This window comes from Streptomyces sp. NPDC059909, from assembly GCF_042730885.1.
Lineage (GTDB): Bacteria > Actinomycetota > Actinomycetes > Streptomycetales > Streptomycetaceae > Streptomyces.
Genome location: NZ_JBHWKX010000011.1, coordinates 127006 through 148039 on the forward strand (window position 1 = coordinate 127006; position 21034 = coordinate 148039).

16 protein-coding genes and 1 pseudogene are annotated in these 21034 nt (G+C 69.4%); 8 read left to right on the forward strand and 9 right to left on the reverse strand.

Annotated elements, in window-relative coordinates; all coding sequences use genetic code 11:
* Positions 1 to 95: 95 nt before the first annotated feature.
* A complete protein-coding gene (locus ACFV9O_RS10995) occupies positions 96 to 1676 on the reverse strand; it encodes a sodium:solute symporter family protein (protein ID WP_385415288.1) in 1581 nt (526 codons plus the stop codon).
* 201 nt (positions 1677 to 1877) lie between these two features.
* Positions 1878 to 2660 (reverse strand): SDR family oxidoreductase, encoded by a 783-nt coding sequence (locus ACFV9O_RS11000; RefSeq protein WP_385415291.1) that lies wholly within the window; start codon positions 2658 to 2660, stop codon positions 1878 to 1880.
* A gap of 81 nt (positions 2661 to 2741) precedes the next feature.
* On the opposite strand from ACFV9O_RS11000, the gene ACFV9O_RS11005 reads away from it, so the two are divergent.
* Positions 2742 to 3569, forward strand: a complete 828-nt coding sequence (locus tag ACFV9O_RS11005; protein ID WP_385415293.1) for a hypothetical protein — start codon at positions 2742 to 2744, stop codon at positions 3567 to 3569.
* 161 nt (positions 3570 to 3730) lie between these two features.
* On the opposite strand, the gene ACFV9O_RS11010 is transcribed toward ACFV9O_RS11005, so the two are convergent.
* From ACFV9O_RS11010 to ACFV9O_RS11020, 3 genes are all read right to left on the reverse strand, one after another.
* Positions 3731 to 3931, reverse strand: coding sequence for a DUF397 domain-containing protein (locus ACFV9O_RS11010; protein ID WP_385415296.1), 201 nt, complete (start codon positions 3929 to 3931; stop codon positions 3731 to 3733).
* A 186-nt stretch (positions 3932 to 4117) separates the two neighbouring features.
* Positions 4118 to 4975, reverse strand: a complete 858-nt coding sequence (locus ACFV9O_RS11015) for a helix-turn-helix domain-containing protein (RefSeq protein WP_385415299.1) — start codon at positions 4973 to 4975, stop codon at positions 4118 to 4120.
* 254 nt (positions 4976 to 5229) lie between these two features.
* Complete coding sequence (locus ACFV9O_RS11020) at positions 5230 to 5952, reverse strand: GPP34 family phosphoprotein (protein WP_385415302.1); 723 nt, start codon at positions 5950 to 5952, stop codon at positions 5230 to 5232.
* A 193-nt stretch (positions 5953 to 6145) separates the two neighbouring features.
* On the opposite strand from ACFV9O_RS11020, the gene ACFV9O_RS11025 reads away from it, so the two are divergent.
* Positions 6146 to 8527: a serine hydrolase gene (locus ACFV9O_RS11025; protein WP_385415305.1), complete on the forward strand. Its 2382-nt coding sequence runs from the start codon at positions 6146 to 6148 to the stop codon at positions 8525 to 8527.
* 258 nt (positions 8528 to 8785) lie between these two features.
* Complete coding sequence (locus ACFV9O_RS11030; protein ID WP_385415341.1) at positions 8786 to 10510, forward strand: MFS transporter; 1725 nt, start codon at positions 8786 to 8788, stop codon at positions 10508 to 10510.
* Between the two features lie 120 nt (positions 10511 to 10630).
* On the opposite strand, the gene ACFV9O_RS11035 is transcribed toward ACFV9O_RS11030, so the two are convergent.
* The gene (locus ACFV9O_RS11035) at positions 10631 to 11494 is read right to left on the reverse strand and encodes a MerR family transcriptional regulator (RefSeq protein WP_385415308.1); all 864 of its coding nucleotides are present in this window, start codon (positions 11492 to 11494) and stop codon (positions 10631 to 10633) included.
* A gap of 160 nt (positions 11495 to 11654) precedes the next feature.
* Between ACFV9O_RS11035 and ACFV9O_RS11040 the strand changes: the two genes are divergently transcribed.
* Positions 11655 to 12581 carry an adhesin gene (locus ACFV9O_RS11040; protein WP_385415310.1) on the forward strand — a complete coding sequence of 309 codons (927 nt, stop codon included), beginning with the start codon at positions 11655 to 11657 and terminating at the stop codon, positions 12579 to 12581.
* Between the two features lie 189 nt (positions 12582 to 12770).
* Positions 12771 to 13592, forward strand: coding sequence for an adhesin (locus tag ACFV9O_RS11045; RefSeq protein ID WP_385415313.1), 822 nt, complete (start codon positions 12771 to 12773; stop codon positions 13590 to 13592).
* Between the two features lie 33 nt (positions 13593 to 13625).
* On the opposite strand, the gene ACFV9O_RS11050 is transcribed toward ACFV9O_RS11045, so the two are convergent.
* Complete coding sequence (locus ACFV9O_RS11050) at positions 13626 to 14582, reverse strand: hypothetical protein (protein WP_385415316.1); 957 nt, start codon at positions 14580 to 14582, stop codon at positions 13626 to 13628.
* A gap of 701 nt (positions 14583 to 15283) precedes the next feature.
* On the opposite strand from ACFV9O_RS11050, the gene sigJ reads away from it, so the two are divergent.
* Positions 15284 to 16183, forward strand: a complete 900-nt coding sequence (sigJ, locus tag ACFV9O_RS11055; RefSeq protein WP_385415319.1) for an RNA polymerase sigma factor SigJ — start codon at positions 15284 to 15286, stop codon at positions 16181 to 16183.
* Positions 16184 to 16199: 16 nt separating this feature from the next.
* A complete protein-coding gene (locus ACFV9O_RS11060; RefSeq protein ID WP_385415322.1) occupies positions 16200 to 18254 on the forward strand; it encodes an MMPL family transporter in 2055 nt (684 codons plus the stop codon).
* A gap of 88 nt (positions 18255 to 18342) precedes the next feature.
* On the opposite strand, the pseudogene tnpA reads toward ACFV9O_RS11060, so the two are convergent.
* Positions 18343 to 18780 (reverse strand): annotated as a pseudogene (gene tnpA, locus ACFV9O_RS11065) (IS200/IS605 family transposase).
* Positions 18781 to 18789: 9 nt separating this feature from the next.
* Between tnpA and ACFV9O_RS11070 the strand changes: the two are divergent.
* Positions 18790 to 19974 carry an RNA-guided endonuclease InsQ/TnpB family protein gene (locus tag ACFV9O_RS11070; RefSeq protein WP_385415324.1) on the forward strand — a complete coding sequence of 395 codons (1185 nt, stop codon included), beginning with the start codon at positions 18790 to 18792 and terminating at the stop codon, positions 19972 to 19974.
* 666 nt (positions 19975 to 20640) lie between these two features.
* Here the strand turns inward: ACFV9O_RS11070 and ACFV9O_RS11075 are convergent.
* Positions 20641 to 20919, reverse strand: coding sequence for a MarR family winged helix-turn-helix transcriptional regulator (locus tag ACFV9O_RS11075; protein WP_385415343.1), 279 nt, complete (start codon positions 20917 to 20919; stop codon positions 20641 to 20643).
* Positions 20920 to 21034: the final 115 nt, after the last annotated feature.

The following is a 21034-nucleotide window of genomic DNA, read 5'->3' on the forward strand; positions in this document are numbered from 1 at the left end:
AGCCGGAGGCACGCGGGCGGAGCCCGAAGCACGCGCACAGAGGGGCGGGCGGCCCCCCGTTCGGACCGCCCGCCCCTCTCGCACATGCGTCGTCGCTACTCCTTGGTCGCCGCCGGCTGCGTCACCGTGTCGCCGGCCACGGCCGGCTCCGGGACGGCCGCGGTGCCCGACCCGTCCCCGCCGCCCGGGTTGAGCTGCGCGAGGATCCCGTCGCGCTCGGGGGTGTCCTCCGGCTTGATGTAGCCGATGAGGATGAAGAGCACCAGCGAGACCGCGAGCGGGATGGACACCTGGTACTGGAGCGGCACACCGCCCTCGACGTTCCAGTTGATCGGGTAGTTGACCAGCCAGAAGGTCAGCAGGCCGAGGCCCCAGCTCAGCAGCGCCGCCGTCGGGCCGCTCTTGCGGAACCAGGGGAGCAGACCCAGCATCAGCGGGATCGCGATCGGACCCATCAGGCCGGCCACCCACTTGATGACGACGGTGATGATGTCCCCGAAGAAGTCCGAGTTGACCTGCGTCGCGATGGCCATCGACAGACCGAGGAAGAGCAGCGTCGACCAGCGGGCGGCGAGCAGTCCGGCGCGCGTGTCCCACTCGCGGACCTTGCGGGAGACGGCGGGCATGATGTCGCGGGTGACGACCGCCGCGATGGCGTTGGCGTCGGAGGAGCACATCGCCATCGTGTGGGAGAAGAAGCCCACGACGACGAGGCCCAGCAGACCGTGCGGCAGCAGCTGCTCCGCCATCAGGGCGTACGAGTCGGCCGGGACGACGTTCTGCTGGTCACTGAGGATCACCGGCGCCACCCACATCGGGAAGAACAGCACCAGCGGCCAGATCAGCCAGAGCAGGGCGGACAGCCGGCCCGAACGCTCGGCGGACCGTGCGGAGTCGGTGGCCATGTAGCGCTGGGCCTGGTTCCACATGCCGCCGTTGTACTCGAAGGTCTTGATGAAGAGGTAGGCGATCAGGAAGACCATCATGTACGGGCCGGCGAGCGGCTCGGTGTGGCCCGACAGGACCGGCTCGTCCCACACGTTCCAGAGGCTGCTGAAGCCGCCCAGCTCGGCCAAGACGGCGACCAGCATCGCGATGCCGGCGACGAACTGGATGATGAACTGGCCGAGTTCGGTGAGGGCGTCCGCCCACAGGCCGCCGACGGTGCAGTAGACGGCCGTGACCGCGCCGGTGATCAGGATGCCCATGTTGAGCGAGACGCCGGTGAAGACGGAGAGCAGGGTGGCGATGGCGGCCCACTTGGCGCCCACGTCCACGATCTTCAGCAGGACGCCGGACCAGGCGAGGGCCTGCTGGGTGGGCAGGTTGTAACGGTCCTTGAGGTATTCGAGCGGTGACGCGACACGGAGGCGTGAGCGGACCCGGTTGAGCCGGGGGGCGAACAGCCGGGATCCGATGGCGATGCCGATCGCGATGGGGAAGGACCACGTGACGTACGAGGTCACGCCGTAGGTGAAGGCGATCGCTGCGTACCCCGTGAACATGACCGCGCTGTAGCCGGACATGTGGTGGGAGATGCCCGACAGCCACCACGGCATCTTGCCGCCGGCGGTGAAGAAGTCGCTGACGTTGTCCACACGCTTGTGGGACCAGATGCCGATGGCGACCATCACGCCGAAGTAGCCGATGAGCACGGTCCAGTCGAGACTGTTCATGTCCCCCTCCAGGGGTCCGCCTTGTGAACGCCGTTCATGGTGTGGCTATATGCGCGGCCACGACAACGACTCGAAAGGTCAAGAGCAAGTAAAATTGTTCGAGTTGTTGACCTTCATTCACATCCATGACCGGGCGTCGGGCGAGAAGGGGCCGCACGGCGGTGATCGCCCGTGCGGCCCGAGGGGCAGGTGCGGTGTCTGTTACCGCATCAGCTCGCCGGCGTTGACCAGCAGCGACTGGCCCGTGATCGCCCGCGCCCGGTCGGAGGCGAGGAAGGCGACGGCCTCCGCCACGTCCCCGTCCGTGGCCAGTTCCGGCAGGGCCATGCGCTCGGTCAGCCGCCCGAGCACCTCCGACTCCGGTACGCCGTCGGTGTGCGCGGTGAACTGGACGTACGCCTCGACCGGCGGCCCCCACATCCAGCCGGGCAGCACGGTGTTGACCCTGATCCGGTGCGGGCCCAGCTCGCGCGCCAGGGAGTACATCGACGAGGTGAGGGCGCCCTTGGACGCCGCGTACGCCGCCTGGCGGACCTGGGAGGGTGCGGCCACCGCCGACTGGGTGCCGATGATGACGACCGAGCCTCCCCGCTCCTTCAGTGCGGGGAGGCAGGCCCGGGTCATGCGCAGCGTCCCCAGCAGATTGACGTCGATGACCTGCTGCCAGGTCGCGAAGTCGGCGTCCTCCACGCCGCCGAAGTAGCTGTCCCAGGCCGCCACATGGACGACCGCGTCGATCCGCCCGAAGCGATCGACGGCGAGCGCCGCCAGCGCCTCGCACTGGGCCTCGTCGGTGATGTCGGTGGGGCGGTGGGCGGTGTGCGCGCCCTCGGGGTCGATCTCGGCGGCGGTCTTGGCGAGGTTCGCCTCCGTGCGTGCACCGAGGACGGCGTTGCCCCCGTCCCGTACGACGGTCGCGGCGACCTGGTGCCCCAGTCCGGCGCCGACGCCGGACACGATGACGGTCTTTCCCTGCAGCAGCATCTCGGCGGCTCCCGGCTCTGGTCCTTCATCTGACGGTGCGTCAGAGTAGGTCCGTCCACCGGAGGAAGGAAGGGGAGCGTCGTGAGCGAGGACACTCGGTCCGAGGTGTACGCGGAACTGGCGGCCGTCGGCCCCTACGGAGTCCACCCGGGCCATGCCCTGATCACCATGGTCGAGCCGCATCCCGGCCATGAGTACGCGTACAACCGCTGGTACGAGGACGACCACTACTACGCGGGCGCGATGGCGATGCCCTGGATGTACGCGGGGCGGCGGTGGGTGGCGACCCGGGACCTGCAGCTCCTGCGGTACCCGGAGAAGTCGGCGGTCGCCCAGCCGGTGACCACGGGGTGCTACATCTCCACGTACTGGATCACCGAAGGGCGCTACGACGACCACATGAAGTGGACCGTCGGCATCAACAAGCGGCTGAATCGCGACGGGCGCGTCCACCAGGACCGTACGCACGTCTTCACCGCGTTCCAGGACCATGTGGCGACCGTCTACCGGGACGGCGCCGCGGGCCCTCGCGACCATCACGCGCTCGACCACCCGTACGCGGGGCTGGTGGTGGAGGTGATCGACGCCGAGGGGCCGGAGCGGCGGGCGGAGCTGCTGGAGTGGCTGCGGTCGCGGGAGCTGCCGAAGCGGCTCGCCGGCTCCCCGGCGGCGATGGTGACGGTCTTCCGGCCGACGCCGCTCCCGCTGGACCGGATGTCGTACGTCAAGCAGGTGGAGGGCGTCGACACGCGGCTGACGCTGCTGTGGTTCCTGGAGCAGGACCCGCGCGCCTGCTGGGCGGATCACTTCACGGACCTGGAGGCGGGGGAGCTGGGGAGGGTGGAGCTGGTGGCGCCCTTCATCCCGACGGTGCCGGGGACGGACCGCTACGTGGACCAGCTGCGCTGACGGGGGAAATGCCGAGCCCCCTCGGCCGGGACGGCGGACCAGTCGAGAGGGCTCTGTCGTCGAAATCCGGTGTTCTACGTGACTTCCGGTATTTCCCTATTCCTTGAGGTCGAGGGATTGGGGTCGAGGTCCTTGAGGTCGTCCCAGATGCCCGACAGGTCCTAGAGGGAACCCTTGCTCACCCCGTGCACGAAGGCGTTCCACGAATCCGGGACGAAGGTGAGCGAGGGTCCCGCGGGCACTTTGGAGTCCCGCACGGCGATGGCCTTCACCACGGGGGACTTGACCTCGACGCAGGCGCCGTTTCCGCCGGAGTACGAGGACTTGGTCCACGTGTCCAGGGCGCCCTTTTGAATAGCCATGTGCATCTCCGGTTCCAGGTAGGTCGTTGCCGCCGACGTTCTTGACGGCGTGATCACGACGCTACTTGGCGGGCTCTCCGGATGAGAACGCCCGTTCACCCGACCGGATGGCATATTCCGGAGTGGTCTTCCGGGAAAGGCTTGTCACGGTGTACCGTGCGCGCTCGCGACTTCGTAACCCGGTTGTCACCTGGCATATCCCTTGGCGATGTCCTTGATGAACTCCCGGGTCTGGTCCACATTCAGGGCCTGTGCCCGCAAGTGCTCGTACATCACGGTGTATTTGTGGACGTCGTTCGCCTTCTCCAGATAAAGGTCGCTGGTGACGCCCTCGATGTAGACGACGCTCGAGTCCGATGCGTCCGGAAACTCCAGCACTGCGTAATGTCCGGTGATGCCGGGATGTGCGCCCATGCTGAACGGCAGCACCTGGACCGTGACGTGCGGCAGCTGGGACTGCTCGATCAGGAACTCCAGCTGGTCGCGCATCAGCTGCTCGTTGCCCACCACGCGGCGCAGCGCGGCCTCGTCGACCACCGCCCACAGTCGCAGCGGGTTGTCGGGCGACGCGATGCGCTCCTGCCTGCGCAGTCTGACCTGCACCCGCTTCTCGACATCGCTGACCGGTGTCTCGGGCAGCGCGCCGGCGATCAGCGCCTCCGCGTACTGCCTGGTCTGGAGCAGGCCGGGCACGATCTGCGGCTCGTACACGCGCAGACTCGCGGCATCGGTCTCCAGGCCGATGTAGACGCTGTACGGGATGTCGCCGAAGGCGTGCCACCAGCCCTGCTGGCGGGAGTCCTTGGCCATCTGCATCAGCGAGTCGACGACCCGGTGGTCCTCGACCTCGTACACCCCGCAGAGGTCGCGGACGTCGCGCTGGCTGATCGAGCGCCGGCCGTTCTCCAGTCGGCTGATCTTCGACTGGGAGACGAGAAGGCGCTCGGCCACCTCCTCCGCGGTCATGCCTTTGAGCTCGCGGAGACGGCGCAGCTCCTGGCCCAAGCGGCGGCGCCTGACGGTGGGGTTGACACTGGACGCCACGGGAACTGCACCTCCGGCTGTAAACTTCTCTGTTCGTTGCTGTGCGTATCTGCGTCTCAGCAGACTGCCACCAATAGTGCTGGCTGCGCTGGGAAATGACGACACGCGCGGCAACGCGCACGCGCGGGGCAGTCGCGATGACTGCCCCGCGCGTTCGGCGCGGCTCCCGAACCGGGTTTTCGGTGCGTGGTGTTGCTCGTGCTGGTCGATTCTGTTGGGGTGTGCAGGGTGTCCTCGACCGGCTCCTGTCCTGCTCAGTGCGCCGCGGCGCGGGCCATGCTCCCGTGGCGCGGTTGCACCGGTACGGCGGACTGGCGACCGGGCGGCGCCGCCGAGTTGCGGCGGGGCTGTGCGGCCACACCGTTCTGGACGTCCATCACGGCGTGCGCCACGAGGCCGCCCATGGGGTCGTGCCTGATCAGATCCCGGAGCCTGGAGCGCGATGAACGCCCCTCGTTCCCGGGGTACAGGTGCTTGCCGAGACCGACCGCATGGGCCAGCGCGGCGAGCGCCGCGGTCCGCGGGTCCGGCGGTACGCCGGTGCGGATCGCACTGTCCAGCCGGGCCCTGATGTCCCGGCTGATCGCCGTGTCCGTCGCCTGGTAGCGAGTCGTCGGCAGCACCCCGCACATCTGGCCCGCCACGGCATGCACCATGCCGCACCGCTCCAGGTGTGCGAGATAGATCTGGCGCAGCCCCAGCCGGGGCCCGCCGATCCAGTGGACGGCCCGGACCGGACTGCCACGCCTGCGCAGCAGCTCCAGTGCGGAGTCCAGTGTCGGATCTCCTGTCGGCCGTGGCATCACCACGGCGATACGATCCCCGTCAGGGGCTATCCGTCCTGCCAGTGCCAGCTCCACTAGCTGTGCTCCGGCCAGGCCGAGGTCGAGCGACTGCGGCTGCGCTGTGGTACCCGTGGCCGGGTCCAGAGCGAGCAGCAGAAGCTCCTCCGGAATTGTTCTGCGGCTCCTGCCCATCCATGCCTCCCCGCGTGGATGAATGACAGGGTGACGCCTCTCACATTGGTCTGTCGAGAGTGCCTGGGTGCTTCGTACGGGAACCGGTAGGTATGTCGTTCTCGTCTTGCACGGGGGCCAAGGGCTCACACAGGACACTGGTAGATGGTTCGGACAGCGGCGTTTCGCGGCGCGCAGGCATGAAGGAGGCACGGTGGCGGGCGAGTCCCCCGACAGGTCGGAGCAGCAGAAGTCGTCGGGGGAGACGGCTTCGGGCGAACGCGATCCGAGGCTTGCCGTGTTCCGTCCTGCCGGGACGGCGTCGCGGACGGAGGGGCGTGTCGACCAGCCGACGGCGGTGTTCAAGACGCTGCCGTCGCCTGCTGGGCGGGACGCGTCGGAGTCGGCTTCCGGTTCCGGTTCTGCCTCCGGGTCCGGTTCCGAGTCCGGATCCGCTACGGCCGGTTCGTCCGATGTGCCGGATGCGGTGGAGGAGTCCGCAGCGGACGACGTGTCTGATGCCTCGTCCGATGCCTCGTCCGATGCCTCGTCGGACCGCGACGACGCGCGTCTGCGTGCCGCGGTGGCGGCATGGGTCTCCGGCAGCGCGGACGCCTCGGGCGACGACGATGCCGATGTCGCTGCCGATGTCGCTGACGAGGCAGATGCCGATGCCGAGGACGGCGACGACGAGGATGCCGTCCAGGACTCGGAGACCGCCGGTGAGGCGGAGGACTCGGCGACGTCCGAGGCGGCCGAACCGTCCGAGCCTGCTGAAGGCGACGACAACGATGGCGCGGCGCCGGACGACGAGGACGGCGACTCCGCGTCTGACGAGCCCGCGCCCGTTTCGTCGGAGGCCGACGAGGCGGACGAGTCCGAGACGTCCGACGTCGACGCGGCGGCCGACGACTCCGACGACTCGGACGACTCCGAGGACTCGGAGGCCGAGACCGAGGCCGAGGCCGAGGCCGAGGAGCAGACCGAGCAGCCGGTCGACCAGCCGACCGCCGTCTTCAAGGCGCTGCCTCGGCCGGCCGTGGATCAGCCCACCACCGCGCTGAAGATCACCCCGCCGGCCGCGCCCAAGAAGCCGGACACCGAGCCGCAGTCCGAGCCCGAGTCCGAGGCCGAGCGGACCAGCAAGTTCGTACCGCTGCGCCGTGACGAGGTGTCTCCCCCCGCGTCCACCGCGCGCCCGTCCACCGCGCGCCCGTCCGCTGCGCCCGCATCCGCCGCGCCCGCGCCCGCACCTTCCGCGCCCGCGTCGCTCACCGAGGTCGAGCGGACCAAGCAGCAGCCGCTGCCGCCCAAGCCGCCGCTCGATCTGCTCGCCGAGCTGACGAACACGCCGCCGCCGCCCCAGACCCCGGTCCGTACCGTCGTGCGGCGGATCAGGATCTGGACGCCGCTGGTCATCGTTCTCCTGATCGTGTTTGCGATCGTGCAGCTCGTGCGCCCGCTCCCGGACCCGGTCCTCACGCTGACCGCCGAGTCCGAGTACACCTTCGACGGTGACACCCTCGCCCTGCCGTGGCCCGCCGAGGGCCAGTCGGCCGTCGAGGTCGAGGGCGTCGGCAGCCTCGGCACCCACGGCGCCCAGGAGCCCGCACCGATCGCGAGCGTCGCGAAGACGATGACGGCGTACGTGATCCTCAAGAACCACCCGCTCAAAGGCGAGGAGACCGGTCCGCAGATCGAGGTGGACCGGCAGGCCGAAGAGGAGTCGAAGGCCGAGGACGAGTCGACGGCCCCCATCCGCGAGGGCCAGAAGTTCAGTGAGAAGCAGATGCTTCAGCTGCTGATGATCCCGTCCGGGAACAACGCGGCGCGTCTGCTCGCCCGCTGGGACTCCTCGTCGGAGGGCGCGTTCGTCGACAAGATGAACGCCGCGGCCAAGGAGCTCGGCATGGACGACACCACGTACACGGACCCGAGCGGCCTGAGGTCCTCGACCGTCTCCACCGCATCGGACCAGCTGAAGCTGGCCAAGGCGGTCATGCAGAACGACGTCTTCCGGGAGATCGTCAACACGCCGGAGATCGTGATCGAGGGCATCGACGGCAAGATCTACAACAACAACAACATTCTCCTGCAGCCTGGCGTCAGCGGCATCAAGACCGGCTCCTCGACCCCGGCCGGCGGCAACCTCCTCTGGTCCGCCGACACCGTCGTCGACGGAAAGGTCCGCCGCATCTACGGCGCGGTCTTCGGCATCCAGCGCGGTGACTCGCCCAACGCGAAGCTGGAGTCGTCCCTCCAGGACAGCCTCAAGCTGATCCAGGGCGCCCAGGCGGCGGTCACCTCGGCGACCGTCGTGAAGAAGGGCACGGTCGTCGGGTACGTGGACGACGGCCTCGGCGGCCGCGTCCCGGTCGTGGCGACCAAGGACGTGAAGGCGCTCGGCTGGGCCGGCCTGAAGGTGGAGCTCGACATCGGCGCCGGCAAGGCCGCGATCCCGCACGCGGCGAAGGCGGGCACGGTCGTCGGCGAGGTGTCGGTCGGCAGCGGCACCGGCAAGGCCTCGTCGCCCATCGTCCTGCAGTCGGACCTGGAGGAGCCCGGCGTCGGTGCGAAGCTGACCCGCCTGGGCTGACGGCCGCCCCACCGCCACCTCCGCGGCCCTGGTACGGAGCAACCCGTGCCAGGGCCGCGGCCGGCAGCGGTCGTCGTCACCCGCGCTGCCGGACCAGAACTTGCGTGCTAGCGTCCGGGCAACGTGACATCCCCGTAACGCGTCCCTGTACGTACGGGGCAGGGCCCGTGGGAACGGACGGGGAGTGCCGAAGTGATCACCGCTGAGCCGTCACCGGCGTACGCCGACCCCGAGGTCGAGCCGTACGCACGTGACGGCCTGCGGCAGCGCACCCGGCGCGCCCTCCGCCACCCTGTGGCCGTCGCCACGCTCCTCGCGGGCGTCGCCCACGTCGCCTGGTTCTTCGTCTTCGCAAACAGCGGAGGGGATCTCGCCGCCCAGGATGCCTGGGCCGAGTTCGTGGGCCGGCACCCCGACTCCGCGTACAACCTCGCCTGGTACGGGGGAATGCACCCCGTCTCGTACAGCGTGGTGTCCCCGTATCTGATGTCCCTCCTCGGCGTGCGGACGACGATGATGATCGTCGGCACGCTCTCCGCCACCCTGACCGCGCTGATCCTCATCCGCGTCCGCGCCGTCCGCAATCCGCTGGCCTGCGCGCTCGCCGCCGTCTTCGCGTTCCTGTGCAACGCCCTGTCCGGGCGGGTCACCTTCGGGCTCGGGATGCTCTTCGCGCTGGGTGCGGTCGCCGCCGTGTTCTGCTGGCCGTACCGCTGGCGTACGAAACGATGGGCGAAGGCCGCCGTCGCCGCGCCGCTCGCGGGGCTCGCGACCGCGTCGAGTCCCGTCGCCGGGCTGTTCCTCGGGGTCGTCGCGGCGGCGCTGTTCCTGAACAAACGGCGCCCGGGGGCGTATGCGCTCGGCCTCGCCCCGGTGGCGGTGGTGGCGCTGTCGGCGTGGCTGTTCCCGTTCTCCGGTACGCAGCCGATGTCGCTGGCGTCGACGTCGCTGCCGTTCCTGTTCGGGGTCCTCGTCCTCGTCCTCGTACCGAAGGACTGGCGGACGGTCCGTACCGCCGCCGTCGTGTACAGCGCAGGCACCCTCCTCACCTTCGTCGTCGACTCGCAGATCGGCTCGAACGTCTCGCGGCTCGCGATGCTGTTCGCCGGTGTCGTGCTGCTGGCGGCGCTGCCGTACGTCGCCCCGCACACGCTCAAGTGGTACGCGGTCGTCCTCGCCTTCGCCGGCCTCAACGTGTGGATCGGCTTCAAGAGCGTCGACGACATCGTCCGCACGGCACCGGCCGCTTCCTGGACGCGCGAGCTCGCGCCGCTCGTGAACGAGCTCCAGGAGGTCGGCGCCGAGAAAGGCCGCGTCGAGGTCGTCCCGGCCAGCAGCCACCGCGAGGCGTCCGCGCTCGCGCCGTACGTCAATCTCGCACGCGGCTGGAACCGCCAGGCCGACATGGAGCGCAACCCGCTCTTCTACGACGACACCCTCGACGCCGACAACTACCGCGAGTGGCTCGACCGCTGGGCGGTGCACTACGTGGTGCTGCCCCAGGGCAGTCCCGACTCGGGCGGCGGCAAGGAGGAGGCGGAGCTCATCGAGCGCGGGCAGCCGTACCTCAAGCGCGTCTGGTCCGACGCGAACTGGCAGCTCTTCGCCGTCCGCGACCCGATGCCGCTCGCCGACCCGCCGGCGACCGTGGACCGGGCGGGTGCGGGCGAGCTGACGATCCGCGTGCGCTCGGCGGGCCGGGTGCTCATCCGCATCCCGTACTCGCCGTGGCTCGGCCTCGTCGACGAGGAGGGCCGGAGCGTGCCCGAGCCGGAGGAGACCGAGGCGTCGAAGGCACGGCCGGACGACGAGCCGCGGACGTACGTGAACGTGGCCGGCTGCCTGCTGAAGGCGGAGGAGGACGCGGAGGGCGACGAGTGGACGGAACTCCTCGCCCCCCGCCCGGGCGTCTACCGCCTGGCTGCGCCGTACCAGCTCCCGCGCGGAACCCCGTGCCCGCAGGAGCTCCGCGACGCGAACTGAGGCACCGGGCACGCTTCCGGCCGGTCCTGGGCGCCGTTCAAGCCGGCCCGGCGTTCGAGGACGGACACGCGAGCGGGCTCACCCGACGGAACCGCCCTCCACCCGCTCGCGCCCCCTCGCTCAGGCCACCGGGAAGGCGATGTCGCAGACCTCGTCCGTCGCCGACGCCGCGTCCCAGTCCGCGAAGTACACCTCCCGGCACGGGCCCGTGATCGTCAGGCCCTCCCGCTCGACCCACTCCTCCACCGCATCGAAGGCCGAGATGATCTGCGGGTAGGCCACCTGGGCCTTGGTGATGCGCGTGTACGCGAGGCGCTGCGCGGGCTCGATGCGCAGAACCGTCCCCGACGTCGCCCCACGCCCGTGCGCCGCCGCCCACGCTTCCGCGGCCTTCGCATCGGTGACCGGCACACACGCCTCCGCCGGGCCGTCGCTGTCCGGGGTCACCTCGGCGTGGTACGCCACGTACGGCACGCCCGCCACACCCCCGCACTCCTCGGCCGCCCGCTCCAGCCGGCCGAGCGCGGCCGGGATCCAGCGCGGCAGCTCGTCCGAGAGGAGGTGCTTGCGCTCGGCGAGCACGGCCTGCTCCGGTACGTCACATGTCCTGATCTCGTACATCGTGGGTCTCCTGCCCGAGAGCCGGTCACGGAGATGGGCCACGACGGCGCCCTGCACAGCACGCCGCTCCTCGACCTCCGCCCAGTACGCGGTCACCGCGTGCGCGCCCTCCGCCCCCGGCAGCTCCACCACCTCGGCGATCCGCGCGAGCGGCATGTCGATCTGGCGCAACAGCGCGACGAGCCGGGCGCGTTCCACCTGGTCGGCGCGGTACCAGCGGTAGCCGGTCACGTCGTCGACATACGCGGGGGCGAGGAGCCTGAGCCGGTCGTACAGGCGCAGCGCCTTGGCCGACAGCCGCGCACGGGCGGCGAAGGCCCCGATGCTCAGCAGCCGGGACGCGTCCGGGAAGTCGTCGTGCACGGTCCCATCCTCCGTCACCGGGCGGCGCTTCCTGTGGCCGCCCGGCAGGAGGACGGTGCGCCTTGCCCCTGGGGCAAGGTCAAACGCCCGTGGATCGATATCGCGTTGAGACGCGCGCATGCCTACCAGTCGGTAGGAACTCCCCTGCATAGTGGGGCGCATGGTGTGCGAGAGATGCGGCGGCACGCACCGGGGGGCGCTGCCGGGGATGGTGACGGATACCTGCACCGTGGATGCCGCGCCGGCGCGATCCGGAGCGGAGAGGGAGTCGCGGCCCGGACTGAAGGCCTTGCTGACGGCGGGCGTTGTGCTCGGCGTCGGCGGACTGCTGCTCGGCGCACTGCTCCTGGCGGGCGAGGAGGAGCAGCGGACGGACGCGACCGGTCCGGCGGTGGACGACATCTCGCTGGGCGGACTGCCGAGCCGCGTGGGCCCGACGTCCGTGGCGGAGGACCCGCCGTCGCCGAGCGCGACGGGCCCCACGACCACGCCCTCGCACAAGCCGAAGCCGACGCCGAAGCCGGAGTCGAAACCCTCCAAGCCTGCTTCCTCCCGCCCCGGCGCCGGCCCTCAACGGCCCGCGTTCAGTGAGTGGGTGGGGCCGGGATGTCCGCATGGAGTGCGTACGTACGGACGGTTCTCGGACGGGCGCGACGGCTGGTACGACGTCGACTCCGGTGGGCATGAGGGGGACTCGTGCGACGGCCGGTTCATCGCCGTGCCGATGTCGGGGGCACAGGACCAGGACCGCGGCAACACCGTCACCTGGAACTGGCGCCCGGGCGGCGGCTACGCGAAGTGCTCGGTGGCGGTGCGCATTCCGTGGAGCCCGCGGGAGGAGGACGTCGCCGGTGATCCGACGCGCTACAACGTCCTGTCGGACGCCGACGACAACGGCGGCATCGTCACGTACTTCCAGATCGACCAGCCGAGCATGCGGGGCGGGATCGTGATCGTGAACGATCTCCCGGTCAGGGACGGGGAGTTGACGATCCAGCTCGTGGACCGGGGCCAGGACTGGGGTTCGGGACACGTGGACGGCGGGCATCACGCGGCGGCGCAGATACGGGCGGACTGCAGGGCGTGAGCGGCCGCCGGCTTTCGGCTGCCGGTGCTGTCTGCTGCGTACACGCGGACGTCGATGAGACGTTCGATGGGACGTTCGTGTGGGTGCTCGTGTAGGCGTTCGCCCCTCGTGACGGTCGGGGTTCCTGCATAGTGAGCTGGTATGGCGTGCGAACGTTGCGGCAGTGAAAGGCGAGGCCCGCTGCCCGGCATGGGGTGTCCCGACTGCGGGTTCGTGGTGCGGGCCAACAGTGGGTCGGACACGTCATGGATCGCGCGCGAGACGTTCGCGGGCCGTATCTCGACGCTGACCCGGTTGCGCAAGGCCCTGCTGGCGACGGGAGCGGTCGTCGTCCTGGGCTGCTTCATCGCCGCGGCGGCGCTGATCAGCGGTTCCGATGCGGCGGACGGCCGCGGGACGGGCGGCGGCGCACAGGCGGCGGATGACGACATCTCGGGCCGGGGCATCCCGACGAGGCTGGGCCCCACGGCGCTGCCGGACCCGGACGACGGCTCGGCCGGTGTGGACGAGTGGGCGGGCCCGGGCTGCACGACGGGCACCTATCGAGAGGGCGGGCGCTTCGAGAACGGCCATGCCGCCTGGTACAGCGTGCCCTCGGGCGGCTGGCGCGACGAGTCGTGCGACGGCAGCTTCACGGCGGTGCCCATGTCGGGCAGCACCACCAAGGACCGTGGGGGCACGGCGACCTGGAGCTGGGAACTCGACCAGGACTACCGGCAGTGCTCGCTCGCCGTCTTCGTCCCCCTCACCACCCGCGTCACGGACGTCGCCGGCGACCCCACCTTCTACCGCGTCCTCGCCGACCCCGACGACCCCGCTTCCGGCTACACCGGCTTCGGCGTCCGCCAGACCGAGCACCGCGGCGACCTGGTGCCGGTCGGCAGCTATCCGGTCCGGGGCGACGGCGTCTTCGCGGTCCAGCTGATCGACCGGGGGCGCGACTGGGGGGCGGCGGCTCGCGTGGGGGCGCATCATGCGGCGGCGCAGATGAGACTGACGTGCCGTAGCTGAGCGCCCCCACCGTTCCGCTGCGGTGACCCGATGTCAGCCGGTGCAGTCGGGGACGTTGCCGGTGCAGTTTTCCGGCTGGTTCTGGCGCACTTTGGAGTTGGTCAGTGTCACCGTGCCGCGCTTGTTGAAGATGCCGCCGCCGCTACCGCGGCCTGCGCCCGCGGTGTTGCGTTCCACTCTGGAGCGGATCAGCGTCACCGATCCTTTGTTGAAGATCCCGCCGCCCTGGATTGTCGCTCCGTTACGGAACACGCTGGAGTCGAACAGTGTCGCCGTGCCGGTGTTGAAGATCCCGCCGCCGAATTGGGCGATGTTGTGACGCACAGTGGAGTTGGTCAGTGTCAGCGTGCCGCCGCTGTTGTGGATGCCGCCGCCCTTTTTCGTCGCCGTGTTGTGCCTCACCGTGGTGCGGATCAACTTGACCGAGCCGATGTTGCCTTTGTTGTTGCGGCTGTAGATGCCGCCGCCGAATCTGGCGGTGTTGTGGCGCACTGTGACGTCGGCCAGCGTCACCCTGCCGCCGTCGTTGAAGATTCCGCCGCCGCGTTCGCCCTGGCCGTTGGCGTTGGTCCCCCCGTTTGCTGCCGGGTCTTTGCCGTTTCCGGCCTGGCCTTGGCCGTTGGCCGCGCCGTTGGCGATGGTCAGGTCCCTCATCCGGGCTCGGACGCCCGCCTTGACGGTCACGGTGGGGCCCGCGAGGTTCCCGTCGAGGACGGTGTGCTTGTCGCCGATCAGGTCGAGGTCTCTCCTGATGGTGAAGGGGCCGGTGCAGGTCCCCCTCACCTTCAGCTCCGACCTGTCCGAGCTGCTGTCGATCGCCTTCCGCAGGGCCGAGGGGTTGCTCCTGCAGTTCACCTCGGTGGACCCGGCCGCCGCGGCCGGGGCCGCCCCGACCGGGCCGGCCGCCCCTGTTGCCACCGCCACCGCCGCAACCGTCGCCGTCCACGCCCACCGGCGCTGCGCCGCCCGGGCTGCTCGCTTGATGAGCATCCAGCTACTCCCGTCTCTGCGCGGGGTCACGCCCGACGGTCCTGCCCCGCTGCCGTTCTCCCGCACGGGCGCCCTGAACGCCCACGCACTGAAGTCACCGGTGCCCCGACCGGCCCGCGCCGCGCCGGGCAACATCCACATTTCCCCCGAACGGCTCGGGACAATGACCGGTACGGCCCACTGGGGTCGACGGACGGGACGTCCACGATCGGAAGATCGCGGACGCGGACGGCGACGGACGGCGGCGGTCGGCCTCGGGGCGGCACGGCTCTGCCGCGACCAGGCCGGTCGCGGCTCTTCGGAGGCCCCGCGCTCTATCTCGCCGCCACAGCCTGGCTCTTCCTCACCACTGCCCACGGAGCCCGGACCGAACGCCCGAGCTCTGAGCCGGCCGCAGCCGACGCTCGATCCAGCGTCAGCTCACCGTCCTGTCGATCTGCTGCCCGGACGGGGGACTCTCAAGGCGGACACCCGGCGCGAGGCCGGCTGGTGCTGACCTCGCCGCGCCCCGTCCGTATGACAGCACGGGCCATTGGTGTGGTGTGGATCACATTTCGAGAGTGGATGTCACACTCCGGGTGCCTGGGCCGCTCTCAGTTCGGAATGCATCCGCGACGGGAGGCCCTGCGATGTACTACCCCCCGCCAGACTCACCGGCAGCCTCATCCGAAGGCAGCCCGCGGGAGGCGGCGTCAGATCCGATGGCGAACACCGCGACACAGGTGTTCAACGACCACCGCGAGCTGCTGTTCTCCATCGTCTACAACATGCTCGGCAGCGTCGCCGACACCGAGGACGTGTTGCAGGAGACATGGCTGTCGTGGACGACCAGAAACCGGGCATCGAGCGCGGAGCGGATCGACAACCCGCGCGCCTACCTGGTGCGGATCGCGGTGAACCGGGCTCTCGCCCACCAGGCCACCATCAGCCGCCGCCGTGAGACTTACATCGGGCCATGGCTGCCTGAACCGCTCGTCGGCCCCCTCACCGATACTCCCGTCCCCGAAGACGCCGCTGATGCGGCAGTGCGCGCCGAGTCGGTGTCGATGGCGCTGCTGGTGATCCTGGAAACCCTCACTCCGCTGGAACGCGGAGTGTTCGTCCTGCACGAGGTGTTCGGCTACGCCCACACCGAGATCGCCGAAATCCTCGGCCGCAGTCCCTCGGCGATTCGCCAGCTCGCCCATCGCGCCCGCGAGCACGTCCACGCCCGACGCCCCCGCTACGAGCCCGATCCGCACGTCCGGCAGCAGGTCACCGAACGGTTCCTGGCCGCCGCGCTCGGCGGTGACCTGGACGCCCTCCTGCAACTCCTGGCGCCGGAGGTGACCCTGTGGGGTGACGGCGGAGGGAAGGCAGCGGGGGGCTTGCGGCCGCTCCACGGCCGGGACAAGGTCGCCCGTCTGCTCGCCGCTGTCGCCCCCCGCTCCGGCAAGGGCCTCAACATCGCCTACCGCAGCGTCAACGGTGACCCGTCAGCGCTGCTGTTCGCCGGCGAAACCCCCTACGCCGTCCTCGTCCTCGACCTCACTCCGGACGGCAACCAGGTGTGCGGGATCTACGCCGTCGCCAATCCCGACAAGCTCTCTCACGTCGACTGAACACCGAGGAATCCACGTGGTGCGAAAATTGGCGTCATTGCCCAGTGGCAGAGTGGCGAAATGGGTCGTCCTCGCCCTCTGGACGGCCCTGCTGATCCCGGCGCTCATGCTGGCCGGCAAGCTCGGCGACGTAGAGGAGAACGACAATTCGGCCTGGCTGCCCAGTAACGCGGAGTCGACCAAGGTCGTCGACCGAGCCGAGAAGTTCCAGCCTGCCGGTACCCTGCCCGCGATTGTGATCTACGACCGGCCCGACGGCATCACCCCTGCCGACATGACCAAGGCCCGAGCCGACGCCGAAGCCTTCAAGGGCATCGAAAACGTCGTGGGGCAGCCACAGGGCCCATTGAAGGCCCAGGACGGCAAGGCCATCCAGACCGTGGTCCAGGTTCACAAGGACAAGAAGGGCTGGGAAGGGATCGGCGAGGTCGTCGACGCGATGAACAAGGTCGGCGAAGAGAACGCGGGCGGTCTCGGGTTCCACGTCACCGGACCGGCCGGTCACGCATCCGACTCGATCAAGGCCTTCAGCGGAGGAGGCGGCCTGACAACGATCACCGCGTTGGTGGTGGTCGTGATCCTGCTGCTCACCTACCGCAGCCCGGTGCTGCCACTGCTGCCGCTGCTGACCGTGGGCGGCGCCCTGGTGACGTCGGAGGCGGTGATCTACCTGCTGGCGAAGAACGCCGGACTCACCGTCAACAAGCAGACCAGCTTCATCCTTACCGTGCTGGTGTTCGGCGCCGCCACCGACTACGCACTACTGCTCACCTCGCGGTACCGAGAGGAGTTGCGGCGGCACGAGGACCGGCACGAGGCGATGGCGGAGGCCCTGCGCCGCTCCAGTCCCGCGATCATCGCCAGCGCCGCGACCGTCGCGGTCAGCCTGATGCTGTTGATGCTGGCCACCCTCAACTCCACCCAAGGACTCGGGCCGGCCTGTGCCGTCGGCATCCTCGTCGGGCTGCTCGCCATGGTCACCCTGATGCCGGCCCTGCTGGTCATCTGCGGCCGCTGGATCTTCTGGCCGGTGAGGCCGTCGTACGGATCGGCCGGGGCGACCAAGGAGGGCATCTGGACCCGGGTCGGCACCGCCGTTTCCGGCCGACCGCGGATCGTGTGGATCGGCACCGCGCTCGTCCTCGGCGTCATGGCGATCGGGGTGTTCGGGCTGAAGGCCGACGGGCTCTCCAACAAGGACCAGTTCACCGACAAGCCGCAGATGTCCGTCGGCGAGGAGATCCAGTCCAGGCACTTCCCGGCCGGGTCGGGCGACCCCGTCTACGTCGTGGCCAAGGCCGCCTCTGCGGAGCAGGTGAAGACCGCGCTGTCCGGCGTCCCAGGAGTCGCTGACGTGTCGACGCCGATGATCAAGGGTGGTGAGGCCATCATGCTCGGGGAGCTCAAGGACGCTCCCAGCAGCACGGCCGCGATGCGCACCGTCGAGCAGGCCAGAACCACGGTCCACAAGATCGAGGGTGCGGATGCCCAAGTCGGCGGCAACACGGCGATCATTCTCGACACGCAAGAAGCGGCCGCCCGCGACTCCGAGGTGATCATCCCCATCGTGCTGGTCGTGGTGTTCCTCGTCCTCGCGCTGCTGCTGCGGGCGATCGTCGCACCACTGCTGCTCATGGCGACGGTGGTGCTGTCGTTCGGAGCGGCCCTTGGCGTGAGCAGTCTGATGTTCAACCACGTGTTCCACTTCGCCGGGGCGGAAGCCTCCTTCCCGCTCCTGACGTTCGTGTTCCTGGTCGCCCTGGGCATCGACTACAACATCTTCCTGGTCACCCGGGTGCGCGAAGTGGCACTGCTGCACGGCACCCGGCGCGGCGCGCTGATGGGTCTGTCCGCCACCGGGGGTGTGATCACCTCGGCGGGTGCGGTGCTGGCCGGCACCTTCGCGGCGATGGCCTCGCTGCCGCTGGTGTTCGCGGCCGAGCTCGGGTTCGCGGTGGCGTTCGGCGTGCTGCTGGACACCATGATCGTCCGCTCGGTGCTGGTCACCGCGCTGACCCTGGACGTGGGTCGATGGATGTGGTGGCCCAGCAAACTGTTCAGCACGATCTAGCGCGGAACCCCGGGCGTTCACGCCCGGGAGGAAGCGCTTGTCTCGATTGCCCTGACCCGTGCTGGACCACGGGTCTGCACTGTTGTCCTTAGCCAGGACGCTTCTGGTTCTCGATGTACTCCTTGATGACGGCGAGGGGTGCGCCGCCGCAGGAGGCAGCGAAGTAGGAAGGGACCAGAAGTGTTCGCCCCACAGGTACTTGCGGATGTGTGCGGGGAACTCCTGGCGGAGCCTGCGGGCTGAGACGCCCTTGAGGCTGCCTACCGGCCGGGTCAAAGCGACCCTCGGCGGGTAGTGCACGAGCAGGTGAACATGATCGGTCTCGCCCTTGAATTCGACCAGTTCGGTTTCGAAGTCCGTGCACACGTCGCGCATGACTTCCTCGCAGCGTCGAAGGATTTCGTCCGTGAACGGCCCGCGCCGGTTTGGGCGTGAAGACCAAGTGCGCATGGAGGGTGCAGCCGACCGTACGACCCTGCGGATATCGGGAATTGGCCCCCAGCGAGGTGACATAGATCGATATCATGAGCACCTCATGAAAATCGTCGTGCAGGTCAAGCTGATGCCGGAGGCTGACCAGGCTCCCGCGCTGTCGGCGACCTTGCACTCGGTCAACGAGGCAGCGAACTGGGTGTCGGCGGTGGCCTTCGAGCGTGGCGTGCCGCGTGAGTACGAGCTGCGCAAGCACACCTATGGCGAACTCAGGGCGAGGGGCCTTGGGTCGCAGGCCGCTCAGCACACCATTAAGAAGGTCCGCGACGCCTACACCACCCTCAAGGCCAACATCAAGGCCGGGAACCTCGGCAAGCCGGGTTCCAAGCGCCGGACCAAGGCCGAGACGAAACCGGTCATCTTCCGGCCCGAGGCCGCTCAGCCGTACGACGACCGGTGCCTGTCCTGGCAGTACGACGTGCAGACGGTGTCCATCTGGACCACGGCCGGGCGGATCAAGAACGTGCGTTTTGCCTGCTCGGCTGATGCGCTCAAGACGTTGCGGGAGCACCGGCAGGGCGAGTCTGATCTGGTCGAGCGTGACGGCGTGTTCTACCTGGTCGCCGTCTGCGAGGTGCCCGAGGCCGAGCCGTACGAGCCGGGCGGCTTCATCGGCGTGGATCTCGGCATCGTCAACATCGCCACCACGTCCTCCGGCTACCAGGCGGCCGGGCGTGGGCTGAACCGGCACCGCAAGCGGCAAGCGGGGCTGCGCCGCAAGCTCCAGGCCAAGGGCACCAAGTCTGCCAAGCGGCTGTTGAAGAAGCGCAACCGGCGCGAGACGCGCCATGCCGCCAACGCCAATCACATCATTGCCAAGACGATCGTGACTGAGGCTGAACGCACCTCGTCCGGGATCTCCCTGGAAGAACTCAAGGGAATCCGGCAGAGGGTACGGCTCCGCAAGCCCTGGGGGCACCTCCCGGCCGAAGGCTGGGGGAGGGTCGCGCTCCACTCCTGGGCCTTCGCCCAGCTCGGGGACTTCATCGTCTACAAGGCAAAGCGGGCCGGCGTGCCTGTGGTCTTCGTTGATCCCGCCTACACCTCGCAGCAGTGCTGCGAGTGCGGCCGCATCGACAAGAAGAACCGGGCAAGCCAGGCCCTGTTCACCTGCCGGAACTGCGGGGTCGTTGCCCACGCAGACCGGAATGCCTCCCGCAACATCGCCCAGCGCGGCGAGGCTGCGTGGACTGCGGGGCGTGAGTCACGCGTCCCTGCCACCCCATAGGGGTGTCTGGACGGAGGAGTCCACCCAGCAGCCAGTTGGGCACTACCTCCAAGCCCGGTCCCTTCAGGGCCGGGTCAAGTTGACGCATCACGACGACCCTCAGCTGCCGACGGGCAAGCCCGACCTCGAACCCGCTCTCAGGAGCAGGTGACAGCCTTCCGCCGCGGGGCCTTCCGGTGCCGGCCGGGAGGCCCGGTACGGATGACACGCGGACGCGACATCTGTTCTTGACCAAAGGCTTCGAGAACCGGGACGGTCACCTCGGACCAGGGGACACGGCATCCGCGTGGCATCAGTGGCACGCGTGTGGCACGACCTCGAACAAGGCGAAGGGCCGGCTCGGAAGGAGCCTCCTCCGAGCCGGGTGCGGAGCCTGCCACTTCGCTCACGAGTTCTCGGACTCTCTCACCGACACTGGGCCTTCCGTACGTGCGGGCGGCGCTGCGCGGGGGCGCGGGGCCCGCGGACGCGGTCGGTCACCGCGCCGAGGTACCGCATCGCCCCAGGACGGTGTGCCCAAGCAGTGGGCATGGTGTCTCCCCCCATCACCGTGCTGCAGCGCACCTTCCGTCCACGAGGACACCTCACCGGCGGCCCCGTTGACGACCTGCCTCCGTCCCGGACGGAGGGTCACCTTGCCCGTAGGCCGCACGGGCGCCCGTGGCCTCAAAGCGTCTGCGTGATACGCCGGAGTCCCGCCGTGAGCTGGGTGAGGTCGTGGCCGGCGAGGTTGTCCAGCACATGTCGTCGCACGCTTGCCAGATGGGCGGGCCAGGCTTCCCGCAGGCGGGCGAGGCCGTCATCGGTGAGGGCGGCGTTCCAGCCGCGCAGGTCCTCGGCGCACTGGACCCGCTGGACGAATCCCTGCTTCTCGAGTCGGCTGACGACGCGGGTCATCCCGCTGAGGGTGAGGTTGCAGCCATCGGCGAGTTCGCTCATCCGCATACGTCTTTGAGGGGCCTCGGGACTCTGCTGCGCAATTCCCTGCGGGGGTGACGGCGGGCACGGGATGATCGTTCCTGTGGCTGTTGTTCTGTCGTGCGGCCGTGGGGGTGGTGTG